This is a genomic window from Nonomuraea sp. CA-141351 (assembly GCF_050944675.1).
In the GTDB taxonomy this organism is placed as follows: domain Bacteria; phylum Actinomycetota; class Actinomycetes; order Streptosporangiales; family Streptosporangiaceae; genus Nonomuraea.
On record NZ_CP191982.1, the window covers coordinates 8,238,317 to 8,254,423 of the forward strand.

The following is a 16,107-nucleotide window of genomic DNA, read 5'->3' on the forward strand; positions in this document are numbered from 1 at the left end:
GATCACTCCGTACGCAGAACGTGACCGACGTTCACCCGGGCGGCGAGTCGCCCCGGCCACACGGCCAGCAGGTTGACGCTGAACAGGGCTGCGGGCCCGATGAGCAGCAACGCGGGCAGGGCGTCGGGGGCCTGGTAGAACAGCGGAGCCTGGTCGGCCACGATCCGCCACAGCGTGCGGCCGGCCGCCAGCCCCAGCGGCACGCCGAACGCCAGGCCGATCACGGCGAGCAACGACGCCTGGGTGACGACCACGGCCCTGACCTGGTTCCTGGTCATGCCGAGAGCCCGCAGCACCGCCAGCTCGTGCCGCCTGCGCCGGACGGCGGTGGCGAGCGCGTGGCCGACCGCGCCGGCCGCCAGCACGATGAGGAACGCCCCGAGCAGAACCGGCAGCACGCGCAGGTTCTGCACCTCGTCGGACTCCTCGGGCCGTACGGCCGGCTCCAGGGAGACCTTCCCCGCGCCGGGGAGCGCGCCGATCGATTCCTGGACCCGGCCGGCGACCTGCTGGGGGTCAGCGCCGGGGCGCAGCGCGACCGCGGCGAGATGGTACTTGGACGTGCCGCCGAAGGCCCTGCGGAACCCCTCGCTCGTCAGCCAGCCGCCGTCGTCGTAGTTGTTGTGCGCGCCGGAGATCACAAAGCCCACACCGGTGACCTTGAGCGCCTTGCCGGACAGCGTGACCGTGCTGCCGACGTCCGCGCCCAGCTCGCGCGCCGAGGTCACGGCGAGGGCCACCTCGTCGGGGCGCTCGGGGAGCCGTCCCCTGTCCAGAACAGCGGGGAAGTCCGCCCCTTCCGGACGGGAGTACGCGGTCACCGACACCTTCGGAGCGTTCAGCACGCCCACGTACGTCTCCATGACGTGGGTGACGTCCGGGTCCTTGGCGACGGCGGCCAGGACAGGGCCGGCGGGGCCGTACTCGGTGCCGCCCTCGCCCAGGTAGACGACCATCCGGTGCGTCATGCCGAACCGCTCGGGATGCTCGGCCGCGTCGGACACCCCCGCGGAGAAGGTGAACGCCGCCAGCACGCCGAGGACCCCGACGACCGAGCCGAGCAGCGCCGGCCGTACGGGGACGCGGCCGTTGCCCTGGCCGGGCTCCAGGGCGAAGCGCGCCCCGACGAGGATGGGCAGCGGCAGCCCGGCGCGGGCGGCGGTGAGCGCCACGGCCGAGCGACGGTCCGGTGCGCCGGACCGGTCCGCGGTGAGCGAGAACCAGCCGGCGGCCACGGCCCCACCGAGGACCAGCAGCGGCGCGGCGACGCAACCGGCCCCCAGGACCGGCCAGTCGAGGTCGAATCCCGGCGCCGTCTCGTACAGGGCGGCCATGCCGACCGGCATCCACGGCGAGACGCCCGCGGCGCCCGCGGCCCCGGCGAGCGCGCCCAACACCGCGGCGGCGGTGGGCGGTGCCGCTGCCAGGACGAGCATCTGCCTCGGGGTGAGACCGCAGGCGCGCAGCGCCCGCAGCTCACCCAGCCCGACCGCGACGTACCTGGAGACGGACTGCCCGACGAGCACGAGTGCCGCCACCAGGACGGCCAGGCCCAGCGCCAGGAGGGAGGCGCTCTCGAAACGTACGCCCTTCCTGGCGTGCTCGGCGTCGTCCTCCAGGTTCATCAGCTCGATGTTGTTCCTGCCGGTGACCCTGGCCAGTCCCGCCTTGAAGCTCGCCAGATCCGCGCCGCCCCGCTTGAGCCGGACCAGGGCGTTCACGAATCCGAACGATTTGTGTGTGCCGATGAAGTTCGCCGGGTGCTCGCCGAACAGCGCGGGCGACACCAGGACCTGGCCCTGGTCGGAGATGGAGTCGCCGTACCAGGGGCCGCGGGCGACGCCGACGACGCGAGCGGAGATGGCCGGGCCGTGCGGGTTGCCGTCGAAGTCGGGGTCCTCGGCCTCCTCCGGGGTCATCAGGCGCAGAGTGAGACGGTCGCCGACGCGCCTGGGGAACCGGGCGGTGACGGCCACCTCGTCTACCCTGGCGGGGTCGGGCAGGCGGCCCTCCAGCACGACGGGCCGCTCGATGGTCCGATAGGTTTCGGGGCCGCGGGGCGGCAGGTAGCCGTAATAGTCCGGCATCTCCTCGACGAAGAAGGGCGCGACCGCGATCTCGCCGACCGCGGTGACCTCGGGCAGCGCCCGTACCTTGTCCCAGTCGAAGTCCGGGTCGTTCGGCAGGACGGCGACCGTGGCGGGGAGCGTCTCCGACAGCAGGCGGTCCACGGAGCTCGCGCCCCGGCGGGCGCCCGCCACCGCGGCGAGCACCATTCCGGCGGCCAGCGCCACCAGCAGGCCGAGCAGGACCAGCGACCGCCATCGCCGGCGCAGCTCCAGCCCCAGCCAGATCCGCGTCATGAGAGCCTGCCGTCACGCATCAGCACCGTCCGGCCGGCCCCCGCGGCGACGTCGGGGGAATGCGTGACCATGACGATGGTCTGCCCGTCGGCGTGCAGACGGCGGAACAACTCCAGCACCTCGAGGCCGCCCTCGCTGTCCAGCGCGCCGGTCGGCTCGTCGGCGAGCAGCAGCGTCGGCTCGTTGACCAGCGCCCTGGCGATGGCCAGACGCTGGCGCTGGCCGCCGGAGAGCACCGCGGGCACCTGCTGTGCGCGGTCGCCGAGGCCCAGCAGGTCGAGCAGGTCCCGGGCGCGGCTCTCCGCGGCCCGCCGCTTCCGCCCCGCCAGCACGCCCGGCATGACCAGGTTGTCCAGCGCCGAGACACCGTCGAGCAGGTTGAAGAACTGGAACACGAAGCCGATGTGGTGGCGGCGGAAGCGGGCCAGCCAGTCCTCGTCGCGGCCGTCGATCCGCTCGCCCGCGACCTCGATGCTGCCCTCGTCCACGGTGTCGAGACCGGCGATGACGTTCAGCAGGGTCGACTTGCCACAGCCCGACGGGCCCATCACGGCGACGAATCCGCCCTTGTCGATGTCGAGGTCCACGCCACGCAGCGCGCGGACCGGGGCGAGCTCGGCGGCGAAGGTCCGGCGGGCCCCGCGGATGCGGACGGCGGGCGCGGTGGCGGCCTCGTCGATCGGGAGGGCTGCCTGCAAGGAGGACATATCAGTTCACCTCTAGGTGATACGCGTTCACGGGATTGGCGCGGCCTTTGACTGTTCGCGGGCCCAGTGGTCGCCAGGGCCATCCGCGGCCGCCCGCGCGCACGGTTGACTCCGCGGCCACGGTGCCGGCCGGGCGGGCGAGGTCCTGCATGCGCTGGGCGAGATTCACGGTGTCTCCGACGAGGGTGTACTCCACCCGTTCATCGCTTCCGAGCAGTGCCGCCGCTACGTTCCCCGTGGAAAGGCCGATGCCGAGATCGAACGGGGCGAGCCCGCGCAGCGACCACTCGGCGTCCAGCTCGCGCTGGCGCGCGTGCATGTCGCAGGCGGCGCGGACGGCCTGCTCGGCGTGGCCCTCGGCTGGGTCGGGGGCGCCGAAGACGGCCATGACCGCGTCCCCGACGTACTGCATGACCGTGCCACCGGCGCCGAGCACGGCCGCGTTCATGGCCCGGCGGTGCGCATTGAGCTGGGCGGCGAGCACGGCCGGGTCGGTCGACTCGGCGATGCCGGAGTAGCCGCGCACGTCCGACATCAGGACGGTGACGTCCAGCCGCTCCGTCCTGCCGAACGCGTCGCGGTCGCGGCGCAGCTTGTCGGCCAGCCCATGCGGCAGCAGCCGGGACAGCGTCTCGCCCTGCTCCTCGCGGCGCAGGATCGCGGTGTGCAACATCCGCAGCCGCCGCAGCGCGCCCTGCCGCCCAGCGGAGGCGCCCTTGGCCAGGTCGAGGAAGAGCTGCTCGACGGCGGCGTTGACCGACTCGGGCGGGCGGCCGAGCGACACCGCGATGGCCTTCACCGGACGGCCCTCGGCCACCTGCCGCAGCAGGTCCTCCTCCTCCGGCGATAATTCGCCCTCGTCGCGGGCGGGCTCGATCAGCTCCCGCACGAGGGAGGGGTCGATCAGCGAACCGCCGGCGGCGACCTCCTTGATGGCCCGCCCGAGCAGGCCGGCGTCGCCGACCCGGTCCTTCAGCAGGTACGCGTACCCGGCGGCGCCCCCTTCCAGCAGCCGGATGGCATATTCGGGATCGTCGTACTGGCTCAGCACCACGACACCGGTGCCCGGCAGCAGCTTGCGCACCTCGCGGGCCGCCTGGATCCCCTCGTCCTGGAAGGTGGGCGGCATCCTGATGTCGGTGACGACGACCTGGGGGCGCAGCCGAACGGCGGCCTCGACGAGCTCGTCATAGTCGGCGGCGAGGCCGGCCACGTCGAGAGCGGCGTCGCGCAGGAGCAGCGCGCGCACGCCTTCACGGACGATCAGGTTGTCGTCCGCGAGCACGATCGAAATGCGATCCACAAGGGCGATTAGATATCGCCGCCGTCCCCGGCAGGAAGGGTGCCAGGACGGCGACTTGGGGGTGCTGGCACCCCTCGGATTCCTCAGGGTGGCGCCCTCGCCGATCCGGCGTCGTGCGCGCAGGGTTTGGGGCATGAGAATCGAATCGCATGTCACCTCGCTGTCATGGATCCCGTCCGAAGCGGTCAAGGGGTACACCAAGCCCGCGTTCACGATGGGCATCACCCACTACGACGACCCGCCACCCGACGTCATCGGCGACCTCGAGACGCTGCGCGGGTCCGACGGCTTCCGGTTCGCGAACCGGCTGACGGCCTGGGCCGAGTTCGACGGCGACCGCCTCGTCTCGTACGGGAGCGGCGGTGGCCTGGTCATGGGGAGCACCTCCGTGCGGCTGGGGCCGCTGGGCGTGAGGTTCGCCGCCTTCAGCCTGCCCGACCTGCGGCCGGAGCCCGTGCTGGGAGACGGCTGGGTGCGCTTCAGGCAGAGCGCCGGCGGCAGGACCGCGCTGCCGTTCCCGCGCCGCGTCTCTCACCCGCCGTACCTGCGGATGCAGTCACCGCTGGTATGGACGACGCTGTCGCTGACGCTGCACGCCGACGGCCGGGCCGAGATGGGTCTCGACGGCGCGAGCCCGTTCCCCCGACACTGGGTGTACGGTGCGGACGACAGGCTCGCGCTCAAGGCGGGCGTGACCGACTTCGCCAGATGGGCGGCCCAGCAGGGGGCCGAGCAAACGCCATGGGGCTTCGAGGACTCCCTCGTCCTCGTCACGGCCGCCGAGACCGCACTGGAGCGGGAGATGTCCACACGCATAATGCGCGGCGGCGCCAAGCCGCGAATCCGCTCGCTCAAGGCAGGCGAGGTGCTGGTCCGCCAGGGCGAGCCCAGCTCGTCGTTGTTCCTGCTCCTCGACGGCGTGCTCGGCGTCGACGTGAGCGGCCGGGCGCTGCCCGAGGTCGGCCCCGGCGCGATCCTCGGTGAGCGCGCGATCCTGGAGGGCGGCCTGCGCACGGCCACGCTCACCGCCCTGACTCCCGTACGGGTGGCCGAGGCGCCGACGGACCTCATCGAGGTCGAGGCCCTGTCCCGCCTGGCCCAGGGCCACCGCCGCGAGGACTCCAGCGCTTCGGAGGCACCGGCTTCGGAGGCTCGGGTTTCGGAGGCTCGGGTTTCGGAGGCTCGGTGAGGATCGCTCTCCTCGGTGTGCGTGGCTCCACCCCCGCCCCCGGCGCGCGATTCGTCAGGTACGGCGGCCACACGAGTTGCGTCGCCGTGCTGCCCGACGACTCCGACGTACCCCGCCTGGTCCTCGACGCGGGCACCGGCCTGCAGGGGCTGGCCGCGCTGCTGGCCGGGCGGGCCTACGACGGCTCGATCATCCTGACCCATCTGCACTGGGACCACGTGCAGGGCCTGCCCTTCTGTCCTCCGCTCGACCAACCGGAGTCCAGGGTGGACCTGTACCTGCCCGCTCCCGAGCCGCTGGTCACGCTGACCCGCCTCATGTCGCCGCCGTACTTCCCCATCACCCCTTCCGGGCTGCACGGCCGCTGGCGATTCCTGCCCTCGGCCGACGGCCCGGTGGAGGGGTACGAGGTGCGGGTGGCCGAGATCGTCCACAAGGGCGGCACGACTCATGGAATCCGGGTCGAAGGCGGCGGGAAGTCGCTGGCGTACCTGCCCGACCACAGCCCTCAGCTCGGCAGCCCGGCGGCCGAAGCACTGGCCGCCGGGGTCGACGTGCTCCTGCACGACGGCCAGTTCCGCCCGGCCGAACAGTCACTCGCCGACTGCTACGGCCACGCCACGATCCCCGACGCCCTGGCCTTCGCGAACCGCTGCGGCGCCCGCCGCGTGGTCCTCACCCACCACGCCCCGAACCGCACCGACGACGAGCTGGACATCCTGGCCAAGGAGTACCGCGAGGCGGAGTTCGCCCGCGAGGGCGACGTCCTCACGATTTGAGAGACCGCATCGCACACCTGCGCGTAGCCGCCAGGAGGGGATCCCGTCGATCGTGCGGGCGGTGTGACGGGGGCCGAAGACGGCCGGCGGCCGGACGGGCGAGCCGGCGGACGATCACGTCGCCGGCGTCTCCTGGCGAAGGGGGAAGTGGCAGGCGACCTGGTGCGTCCCGCCCTGCAGCGGAGGCTCCTCGGCGCAGACGTCCTGTGCCAAGGGGCAGCGGGTGCGGAAGCGACAGCCGGTCGGCGGGTTGAGCGCGCTCGGCAGCTCGCCCTGGATGGCCGTGCTCGGGCTGGGCGTGTGGCCGGGGTCGGGCGAGGGGACGGCGTCGAGCAGCGCCTGGGTGTAGGGGTGGCGCGGGGCGCGGACCACCTGGTGGGCCGGGCCAACTTCCACCAGCTTGCCCAGGTACATCACGCCGATGCGGTCGGCCATGTAGTCGACCACGGACAGGTCGTGGCTGATGAACACGTACGACAGGCCGAGCTCACCCTGCAGGTCGCGCATGAGGTTGAGCACCTGCGCCTGGACCGACACGTCCAGCGCGCTGACCGGCTCGTCGGCCACGATCAGTCGTGGCCGCAGCGCCAGCGATCTGGCCAGCCCGATGCGCTGCAGTTGCCCGCCGGAGAACTCGTGCGGGTAGCGCTCCAGCGCCCGCCGTGGCAGTCCGACCTGGTCGAGCAGCTCGCTTGCCCGGGCGCGGCGGGCGGCGGCGTCGCCCACCTGCTGGATCTCCAGCGGCTCTGTGAGGATGGAGTCGATGCGCATGCGCGGGTTCATGGCCGCGTAGCTGTCCTGGAACATCAGCTGCACCTGCCGGTGCATGCGGTGGCGGGCGCGCCGGTCCAGGGTGGCGATGTCGGTGCCGTCGACGACGATCTGACCGGTGGTGGGTGCTTCGAGGCCGGCGACGAGACGGCCCACGGTGGACTTGCCGCACCCGGACTCGCCCACGATGCCGAGCGTCTCACCGGGCTTGACCTCGAAGGACACGCCGGCCACGGCGCTGACCCGCCCGGAGACCTTGCGCACCCCCGCACCGCCGGCCTCGTACTCCTTGACCAGGTCCCGCACGGTCAGGATCGGGTCGGAGGCGTCGGACGCGGTCCGGTCCGGGCCGGACGACCCTGCGATCGTGACGGGTGCGGTGACCGGGTGCAGGCAGGCGTACTCATGCCCGCTCCCGGCGTCGTCCGGGGCGAGGATGACGTCGGTGGTGCGGCACTCGTCGGTGGCGAAGCCGCAGCGGGGCGCGAAGCGGCAGCCGGTCAGCGGCCGCGACAGGTCGGGCGGCAGGCCGGGGATGCTGTAGAGGCGCCCGTCTGTGGTGCCCTCGGGCAGGGCGCGCATGAGCGCCTCGGTGTAACGGTGGCGCGGCGAGCGGAACAGCTCGGCGGTCGTGGCGGTCTCCACCACTCGCCCGGCGTACATGACGGCGACCCTGTCGGCGCGGCCGGCGATCACGCCCAGGTCGTGGGTGACCAGGATGACCGCCATCTTGAACTCCTCGCGCAGGTCGTCGATGAGCTCGAGGATCTGGCGCTGGGTGGTGACGTCCAGCGCCGTGGTGGGCTCGTCGGCGATGAGCAGGCGCGGGGAGCGGATGAGCGCCATGGCGATGACCACGCGCTGGCGCATACCGCCCGACAGCTGATGCGGGTAATCGTCGACGATCTTGTCAGGGCGGGGCATGCCGACCCGGCGCAGGATCTCGACGGCCCGCTCGCGCGCTTCGGCCTTGCCGACGCCCTGGTGGACACGCAGGGGTTCGGCGACCTGGGCACCGATGCGCATGGTGGGGTTGAGCGAGGTGAGCGGGTCCTGGAAGACCATGCCCATCTCGACGCCACGCACTCTGCGCAGCTCCTGGGCCTCCAGCCCGCGCAGGTCGCGGCCGTCGAAGAGGATCTCCCCGCCGGCGACGCGGCCGCCCGTGGGCAGCAATCCCATGATCGACAGGACGGTCATGGTCTTGCCGCTGCCCGACTCGCCCACGATGCCGAGCGTCTCGCCCTGGTTGACCTCGAGGTTGACCTGGTCTAGCGCGTGCACGGTGCCGCGCCGCAGCGCGATGTCGGTGCTGAGGTCGCGCAGCCGCAGCAGCGGCCCGTTGGGTGCGGTCATGTACGAAAGCTCCTGCTAGCGCCGCCGGAGGCGGACCTCGAAGACGTCCCTCAGCCCATCGCCGATGAAGTTGAAGGCGAGGACGATGAGGATGATGGCGATTCCCGGCGGATACAGCAGCCACCAGTGGCCGCTGAAGGTGTCCGACAGGCCGTCGGACAGCATGCCGCCCCAGTTGGCCGCGGGCGGCGGCACCCCCAGGCCGAGGAAGGACAGGTAGGCCACGTACAGGATCGCGTCGGCGACCTGGAAGGTGGCGTTGACGATCACCGTGCCGATGGCGTTGGGGATGATGTGCCGGCGCACCGCGCGTCCGCCGGTCCCGCCCATGCCGCGCATCGCGATGACGTACTCGCGGGTGCGCAGCGTGAGCGCCTCGCCGCGCACCAGCCGCGCGGGGCCGAGCCAGGCGAAGGCGCCGATGATGACGATGAGCATCGGCACCGTGGGCGTGACGATCGAGGCCATGAGCATGAACAGGAAGAGTGCGGGGATGGACATCATCGCGTCGACGACCCGCATCATGACCGCGTCGACCCAGCTGCCGGCGAACCCGGCGATGGCGCCCCAGACGGTCCCCACGACGGTGGCCAGCAGGCCGGCGGCCAGCCCGACCACGATGGACGTCTGGCCACCGAGCATCAGGCGCCCGAGCTGGTCGTAGCCGACGCCGTCGGCGCCGAGCGGGTGCCCGTCCGTGCCGGGGGCCAGGAAGACCTTGGTCAGATCGGTGTGGACCTGGTCTGTCTGGTAGAAGACCGGCCCGAGGAAGCTGAAGGCCGCCAGCAGGGCGAAGAGGCCCACGCCCACCAGGGCGAGCCGGTTCTCGCAGAAGACCTCGAGGCCCTGGCGCCACATCCCGCGAACGGGCGCCTCCTCCTGCGGGGTGACGGTCATGAACGGCCTGCCTTGAGTCGTACACGCGGATCGACCGTGGCGTAGAGCACGTCGGCGACCAGCGCGCCGGCCACGGTGGCCACCGAGATCAGCAGCGTGACGCCGAGCAGGATCGGATAGTCCCGCTTGAGCGCCGCCTGCCAGAACAGCAGCCCCATGCCCGGGTAGTTGAACAGCCGCTCGACCACGAGAGCGCCGCTGAACAGCGCGGGCAGGTACATGCCGAGCAGCGTGATGACGGGGAACAGGCCGTTGCGCAGCGTGTGCCCGACGATCACGCGGCCTTCCGACAGGCCTTTGCTGCGTGCCGTGCGGACGTAGTTCTCGTTCAGGTTGTCGACCATGGACGAGCGGATGTAGCGGGAGTAGACCGCGACGGTGAGGACCGTCAGCGTGAGCGTGGGCAGCACCAGCCCGGCGGGATCGGCCAGCACCTCCGCCAGGGTGAAGCCCTGCGGGGCCTCGGGCGGCAGGACCGGCCACACCTGGGAGAACAGAATGATCATCATGAGACCCATGAAGAAGATCGGCGTGGCGTACGCCAGCAGCGACAGCCCGTTGATGGTGTAGTCGGGCCAGCGGTTACGGCGCACGGCCTGCACCACGCCCAGCGGGACGGCCACCACGACCGCGAGCAGCGTCGAGCCCAGCGACAGCAGCATGGTCTTGGGCAGACGCTGGCCGATGGCCTCGGCCACCGACTGGTTGAGCTGGAAGGAGTAGCCCAGGTCGCCGCGGACCAGCCGCTGCAGGTACAGCGCGTACTGTTCCCACAGCGGCCGGTCGTACCCCATCTCGTGGTTGAAGGAGGCGATCTGCTCGAGCGTCGCCTCCTTGCCCAGGATGGCCCGCGCCGCCCCTCCGGGCAGCAGGTGCAGGATCACGAACGTGATCAGCGTCACCAGGATCACGATGACCAGGGCCTGTCCCAGGCGCGTGAGGAGGTACCGGGTCAACGGTCAGCTCTTCCAGGACCAGTCTTGGAAGTACATCAGGTTCATCGGGTCCTGCGGGTCGACGCCCTGCAGACCCGACTTGTAGGCCGAGATCTGGTAGACGGGATTGGGCATCCAGAGCACCGGCAGGTCCTTGGCCAGGAAGTCGTTGTACTCCTGAAGGGCACCGGCGTCGGCGGAGAACTGCGCCTTCTCGATGAGCTTGTCGGCCTCGGGACTGCTGTAGCTGCCGAGGTTGACGGGCGCGCCGGTCTGGAAGAGGCGCTCGCCGGAGGCGAAGGCCGGGTAGTACCAGCTGCCCTGGGAGCCGAAGAACGACATGTCCCAGTCGCACTTGGACTCCTCCGGCTTGCAGGCCGGGGTGACCGCGACGGAGTCGGGCACCTCCTTGATGGTCAGCTGCGCGCCGACCTTGGCCATCGCCGACTTGATCTCGGCGAACATCTTGGTGGTCGCGGAGAAGCCTGACTGGCTGGTGACGGTGAAGCTCAGCGGGGTGTCCTTGGCGATGCCCACACCGCACAGGGCGGGGTCAGCGCAGGTGGTCTGCCCGTCGGGGGTCACCTTCCAGCCGTGGCTCTCCAGCAGCTGCTTGGCCTTGGCCGGGTCGAAGGGGTAGACGCAGCCCTGGCCGCTGGGCGCGCCCTGCTTGGCCGGCACCGGGCCGCAGGTGGGCGCGGCCATGCCGGACCAGATGACCTTGCTGATGGTGGGCTGGTCGATGAGCATCTGCAGCGCCTGGCGCAGGTACGGCTGCTTGAACAGCACCCCGGTCTTGGGGTTGTTGAAGTTGAGCTGGAGGTAGGTGATCGACCACCCGTACCAGGGTGAGATCTTGTAGTCCTTCGACTCCAGGTAGGCCTGCTGCGACAGGTTGGCCGGCGGGATGTAGCCGTAGTCGATCTGCCCGGCGCGCAGCACGTTGAACTCGGCGTCGTCGCCGGTGAACGGCCGCAGCACGATCTTGTTCAGCTTCGGCTTGTCGGTGCCCGAGTAGGTGTCCTGCTTGGCCAGGACCACCTCGCCGCTGGGCACGTAGCTCTGCAGCTTCCACGGGCCGCTGTTGGTCTTCCACAGCGCGTTGGTCGCGTAGGACTTGGGGTCCTTGGAGGCGGCGGTCAGCTCCTCGAAGGTCTTCTTGGCGTCGCCCTTGTCCCAGGCGTGCTGGGGCAGCGGGACGATCCGGTTGAGCTGGTTGCCGACGAACCAGGCCGTGTTGTACGCCTTCGTGGTGGTCAGGGAGAAGGTCTTGTCGTCCTTGACCTTGAAGGCGGAGATGTTGTCGGGGAAGCCGCCGGGCTTGTAGGAAGCCCACTTGTCCTTGTTGGTGGTGACGAGGTCCCACCAGAACTGGATGTCCTTGGTGGTGATCGGCTTACCGTCGGACCAGGTGTTGTCCTTGAGCGTGATGGTCAGCGTCTTGCCGCCGTCGCTGACGACGGGCGGCTCGGCCAGCGAGCGTCCGGGGTCGACGTTGTCGGTGCTGGATCCGTCGAGCTTGTAGGCGTACAGCTTGCGGTACAGGGCGGTGGAGAAGATCTCGTTCTCGCCCTGGGTGAAGCCGGGGGCCGAGATCGGCAGGATCCAGTTGGGCGTGCGGAAGGCCACGGTCGCGGTGTCCTTGCCCTGCGCGCCGCCCTGCTGCGAACCGCTGCCGGCGCCCGCGCTGCAGGCGGTCAAGCCGAGCCCGATGGCCACCACGCCGCACACGATGCGGATTCTCGTCCCCATGATTCTCCTCGTCGAGACGTGGGTGTGCCCTCCAGGGGCCGTTCAGGCGGAGAATGTATAGAGGTATAAGTAGTAAGTCAATGCGAAAAATCCACTTTGTTCACCTCACTTATTTCGGGATAGAGTCCGCGGCGGAAGCCTTTCGTTGATCGACTTCGTGCTCGATGATGGGCGTCTGTTGTGTCCACCAGGGAGGGAGAGGCATGTCGGACCCCGCCAAACTGCGCGAGCAGGCGCTGAGCCTGCTGGCCAGCGGCAAGGCCACCTCCCGCGCGGATCTGGTGGAGACCCTGCAGGTGGCTCCGTCGACGGTCTCCAGCGTGGTGCGCCGCCTGCTGGAGGAGGGCGCGATCCTGGAGGAGGGTGTGGGTGCCTCCACCGGCGGGCGTCGCCCCAGGATCCTCCGGCTACGCGAGGCCGGAGGCGTGTTCGCCGTGGCCGAGCTGGGCGCCCACCATGCCCGCGTCGGCCTGTGCTCACCGTCCGGAGCTTTACTGGCGGCCGAGGAGCTCGCCGTCGATATAGGAGCAGGCCCAAAGGCGATCTTCGACGAGGTCACCGCGGCCTTCGACGGTGTCAGGACCGCCCACGCGCCTGGCCAGCGGCTGCTGGCCGTCGGCATGGCCCTGCCGGGGCCGGTGGAGTTCCCACGGGGCCGGGTCATCGGGCCGGCCCGCATGCCGGGCTGGAGCGGATACGACGTCCAGAGCGACCTGCGTGACCGCTTCGAGGTGACCGCGGTCATCGACAACGACGCCAAGGCCGCCGCGATCGGCGAATACGTCACCCGCCGCGAGTCCGGCGACATGATCTACGTCAAGGCCGGCACCGGCATCGGCGGCTGCCTGGTCAACGGCGCCCAGATCTACCGCGGCGGAGGCGGCCTGAGCGGCGACATCACCCACGTACGCGTGGCCGACAGCGGCGAGCGCGAATGCTCCTGCGGCAGCCGCGGCTGCCTGGAGACCGTCGCCAGCGGCGCCGCGCTGGCCCGTGAACTGGCCGGGCGCGGCCTTCCCGTGGCCAGCACGCGTGACATCATCGCCGCCACCGTCGACGCCGACCCGGCTGTGGTGACCCTGGTGCGCCAGGCCGGCCGGCTGCTGGGCGTGGCCCTGTCGGGCCTGGTCAACTTCCTCAATCCCGACAGCGTCGTCATCGGCGGCGCGCTGTCGAGCCTGGGCGTCTACGTGGCAGCCGTCAAAGGCATGCTCTACGAGCGCTGCCTGCCGCCGCTGACCCAGTCGTTGTCCATCGAGGCGAGCATCGCCGGCCCGGACGCGGCCCTGATCGGACTGGGCAAGCTCCTCCGCGAAACAGCCGACATCCACCCCTCCTAGAAAGCACCACAGTGTCCTTGCGTATCGCCGTCTGCGGCATCCACATCGAGTCCAGCACCTTCTCGCCGCACCTGAGCGGCGCCGCCGACTTCGAGGTCACCCGCGGCCAGGCCCTGCTGGACAGGTACGGCTGGCTCGGCGAGCCGTGGGCGGCCGAGGTGGAATGGGTGCCGCTCGTCCACGCCCGCGCCCTGCCGGGCGGAGCGGTCGAACCCGCGGCGTACGACGCCTGGCGGGCCGAGATCGTCCAGGGCCTGGCCGACGGCCCGTTCGACGGCGTGCTGCTGGACATCCACGGCGCGATGAGCGTCGTCGGCCGCCAGGACGCCGAAGGCGACCTGATCACCGCCATCCGCGCCGTGATCGGCTCGGAACCGCTGGTGTCGGCGGCGATGGACCTGCACGGCAACGTCTCCCCCACCCTGTTCGACGGCTGCGACCTGCTGACCTGCTACCGCACCGCACCGCACGTGGACGTCTGGGAGACCCGCGAGCGCGCCGCCCGCAACCTCGTCGAGGCGCTGCGGCGCGGCGACCGGCCGCACAAGGCGCTGGTCCACGTGCCGATCCTGCTGCCCGGCGAGATGACCAGCACCCGCGTCGAACCCGCCCGCGGCCTCTACGCCCGCATCCCGGACATCGAGGCCAGGCCGGGCCTGATCGACGCGGCGATCTGGATCGGCTTCGCCTGGGCCGACGAGCCGCGCTGCACCGGCGCGGTCGTGGCGACCGGCACCGACGCCGCCGCCACCGAGCGGGCGGCGCGCGAGCTGGGGCAGGCGTTCTGGGACGCACGCGACGACTTCGCCTTCGTCGCGCCCACGGGCTCCATGGACGAGTGCCTGGACGCGGCGCTGAAGGAGAGCTCGGCCCGGCCGTACTTCATCAGCGACTCCGGCGACAACCCGGGCGCGGGCGGCGCCGACGACGTCACCTACGCCCTGGAGCGGATGCTGGCCAGGCCCGAGATCCGCGACGGCTCGGTCCGCGCCGTCTACGCCTCCCTGTTCGACCCCGAGGCGGTGGCGCGCATCGGGCACCTGCCGATCGGCTCGCCGGTCAGCGTACGCGCCGGCGGCCGTGTCGACGCGCGCCCGCCGGGGCCGCTGCTGCTGGAGGGCATGCTGGAGGCGCTGGCCGACGACCCCGACGGTGGGCGTGTGGCCAGTGTGCGCATCGGCGGGCTGAGCGTCTTCCTGACCTCACGCCGGATGCAGTACCGGCTGCTGGAGTCGTACCGGCGCCTGGGGGTGGACGTCGCCGGGGCCGGCGTGGTCACGGTCAAGATCGGGTACCTGGAGCCTGAGCTGTTCGAGGCCGCCGCGGACTGGATGCTGGCGCTCACGCCGGGCGGCGTGGACCAGGACCTGCATCGGCTGCCGTACCGGAACCTGAGGCGGCCGATCTTCCCGCTGGATCGCGACGCCGCGCTCGAGTTCGGCCCTCGATGACCCGGTGTTCACCGCAGCGGGTCGAAGTCACGTAGTTCGGCGGGCTGCTTGCCGGTGGTGATCTGTTCGGCCAGCAGGCGTCCCGTGGCGGGGCCGTGGGCCAGCCCCCACATGCTGTGTCCCCGGCCACGTAGATCCCGGGCGCCTCCGTCGACTTCCGCGATGCCACTGCCTGGCAGCAGCTGACCGGCGCGGCCGCCTGCCAGAGCCAGGGCGATCCCCGGCGACGGGTCGCGATCGTCCTCGACGACGAAATCATCTCGTCGCCCCAGGTGGACGCACGCGTGCCGTGCCGTACCGGCATCTCGTGCGGATCCACACAGATCACCGGTTCCTTCACCCACCAACAGGCGAACGATCTGGCCGTGCTCATCAAGGGCGGCGCCTTGCCCGTCCCGCTCACCCTGATCGAGCAGCGCACCGTCGGGCCCACCCTCGACGCAGAGGCCATCGAGGCCAGTGCCAAGGCCGGCGTCGTCGGTGTCCTCCTCACCACGCTGTTCATCGTCGCCGCCTACCGGCTCGCGGGGCTGCTGGCCGCCGTGGCGCTCGCCGCCTACGGGCTCATCTCCTACGCGGCGTTGATCGCGCTCGGGGCGAAGCTCACGCTGCCTGGTCTGGCCGGGTTCGTGCTGGCCATCGGCATGGCCGTCGACGCCAACGTGCTGGTGTTCGAACGAGCCCGTGAGGAGTACGGCCGCCTACCGCGACGTGGGCTGGCCGTCCAGGGCCTGAACTTGGGCGTCGAGTTCACCGGGGGCCGGCTGATCGAGTTCAGCACCGCCCAACCGGCGAGCGCCGAGGCGGCCCGGCAAGCCGTGACCGAGGCCGGCCATCCGGCGGCGGCCGTGCACGCCTCCGGCGCCACGGTCTCCGTACGCGCCGGCCAGATCAGCACCGACGACGTGGCCGGCATCGAGCAGGCGCTCGACCGCCGGATCGGCGAGGTGACCAAGCTGCGTGACGAGCTGATCGGGCCCAGCCTGGGAGAAGAGCTGAGCCGCAACGCCCTCATCGCCCTCGCCGTGGCGCTGCTGGCCCAGCTGATCTACCTGGCGATCAGGTTCCGGTGGACGTTCGGCACCGCGGCGGTCGCCGCCGTCACCGTTGACACGGCAGCGGTCGTGGGCGTCTTCGCCTGGCTGGGCAAACCCATCGACGGCGTCTTCCTGGCCGCATAATTGGGCAACGGAGTCCTTCAGGCCGGGGGTGAAGCCGACCGTCCCGCGTAGCGGGGCAAGGACAGCCGATTCGCCGCCAGGCG

The 16,107-nt window shown here is 71.2% G+C and carries 11 protein-coding genes and 1 pseudogene; 5 read left to right on the top strand and 7 right to left on the bottom strand.

Annotation, left to right across the window (positions count from 1 at the left end):
- Nucleotides 1–2: 2 nt before the first annotated feature.
- The 3 genes from ACQPWU_RS38825 to ACQPWU_RS38835 are packed head-to-tail and all read right to left on the bottom strand — an operon-like array spanning nt 3 to nt 4,373.
- Entirely contained in the window at nt 3–2,363 is a 2,361-nt protein-coding gene (locus ACQPWU_RS38825; RefSeq protein WP_433430578.1) for an ABC transporter permease, read from the bottom strand.
- Entirely contained in the window at nt 2,360–3,070 is a 711-nt protein-coding gene (locus ACQPWU_RS38830; protein ID WP_433430581.1) for an ABC transporter ATP-binding protein, read from the bottom strand. The genes ACQPWU_RS38825 and ACQPWU_RS38830 overlap by 4 nt, the downstream gene beginning before the upstream one ends.
- A gap of 1 nt (nt 3,071) precedes the next feature.
- On the bottom strand, nt 3,072–4,373 hold the full coding sequence (locus tag ACQPWU_RS38835; protein ID WP_360699179.1) for an adenylate/guanylate cyclase domain-containing protein: 1,302 nt from the start codon (nt 4,371–4,373) through the stop codon (nt 3,072–3,074).
- Between the two features lie 133 nt (nt 4,374–4,506).
- Here ACQPWU_RS38835 and ACQPWU_RS38840 point away from each other — a divergent pair, with 133 nt between their 5' ends.
- Nucleotides 4,507–5,562 carry a cyclic nucleotide-binding domain-containing protein gene (locus tag ACQPWU_RS38840; protein WP_433430584.1) on the top strand — a complete coding sequence of 352 codons (1,056 nt, stop codon included), beginning with the start codon at nt 4,507–4,509 and terminating at the stop codon, nt 5,560–5,562.
- The gene (locus ACQPWU_RS38845; RefSeq protein ID WP_433430587.1) at nt 5,559–6,341 is read left to right on the top strand and encodes an MBL fold metallo-hydrolase; all 783 of its coding nucleotides are present in this window, start codon (nt 5,559–5,561) and stop codon (nt 6,339–6,341) included. The genes ACQPWU_RS38840 and ACQPWU_RS38845 overlap by 4 nt, the downstream gene beginning before the upstream one ends.
- Nucleotides 6,342–6,455: 114 nt before the next feature.
- Here ACQPWU_RS38845 and ACQPWU_RS38850 read toward each other — a convergent pair whose 3' ends face one another.
- From ACQPWU_RS38850 to ACQPWU_RS38865, 4 genes are read right to left on the bottom strand one after another with little or no spacing between them, the layout of a single operon-like run.
- The gene (locus ACQPWU_RS38850; protein ID WP_433430589.1) at nt 6,456–8,468 is read right to left on the bottom strand and encodes an ABC transporter ATP-binding protein; all 2,013 of its coding nucleotides are present in this window, start codon (nt 8,466–8,468) and stop codon (nt 6,456–6,458) included.
- Between the two features lie 15 nt (nt 8,469–8,483).
- Entirely contained in the window at nt 8,484–9,365 is an 882-nt protein-coding gene (locus tag ACQPWU_RS38855; RefSeq protein WP_433430592.1) for an ABC transporter permease, read from the bottom strand.
- Nucleotides 9,362–10,321: an ABC transporter permease gene (locus ACQPWU_RS38860; protein WP_360699189.1), complete on the bottom strand. Its 960-nt coding sequence runs from the start codon at nt 10,319–10,321 to the stop codon at nt 9,362–9,364. The genes ACQPWU_RS38855 and ACQPWU_RS38860 overlap by 4 nt, the downstream gene beginning before the upstream one ends.
- Nucleotides 10,322–10,324: 3 nt before the next feature.
- Nucleotides 10,325–12,052 (bottom strand): peptide ABC transporter substrate-binding protein, encoded by a 1,728-nt coding sequence (locus tag ACQPWU_RS38865; RefSeq protein WP_433430594.1) that lies wholly within the window; start codon nt 12,050–12,052, stop codon nt 10,325–10,327.
- A 203-nt stretch (nt 12,053–12,255) separates the two neighbouring features.
- Between ACQPWU_RS38865 and ACQPWU_RS38870 the strand changes: the two genes are divergently transcribed.
- From ACQPWU_RS38870 to ACQPWU_RS38880, 3 genes and pseudogenes are all read left to right on the top strand, one after another.
- Complete coding sequence (locus tag ACQPWU_RS38870) at nt 12,256–13,392, top strand: ROK family transcriptional regulator (protein ID WP_433430596.1); 1,137 nt, start codon at nt 12,256–12,258, stop codon at nt 13,390–13,392.
- 11 nt (nt 13,393–13,403) lie between these two features.
- Nucleotides 13,404–14,843 carry a M81 family metallopeptidase gene (locus tag ACQPWU_RS38875; RefSeq protein WP_433430599.1) on the top strand — a complete coding sequence of 480 codons (1,440 nt, stop codon included), beginning with the start codon at nt 13,404–13,406 and terminating at the stop codon, nt 14,841–14,843.
- A gap of 146 nt (nt 14,844–14,989) precedes the next feature.
- A pseudogene (locus ACQPWU_RS38880) lies at nt 14,990–16,021 on the top strand (SecDF P1 head subdomain-containing protein); the annotation flags it as partial.
- Nucleotides 16,022–16,107 lie beyond the last annotated feature (86 nt).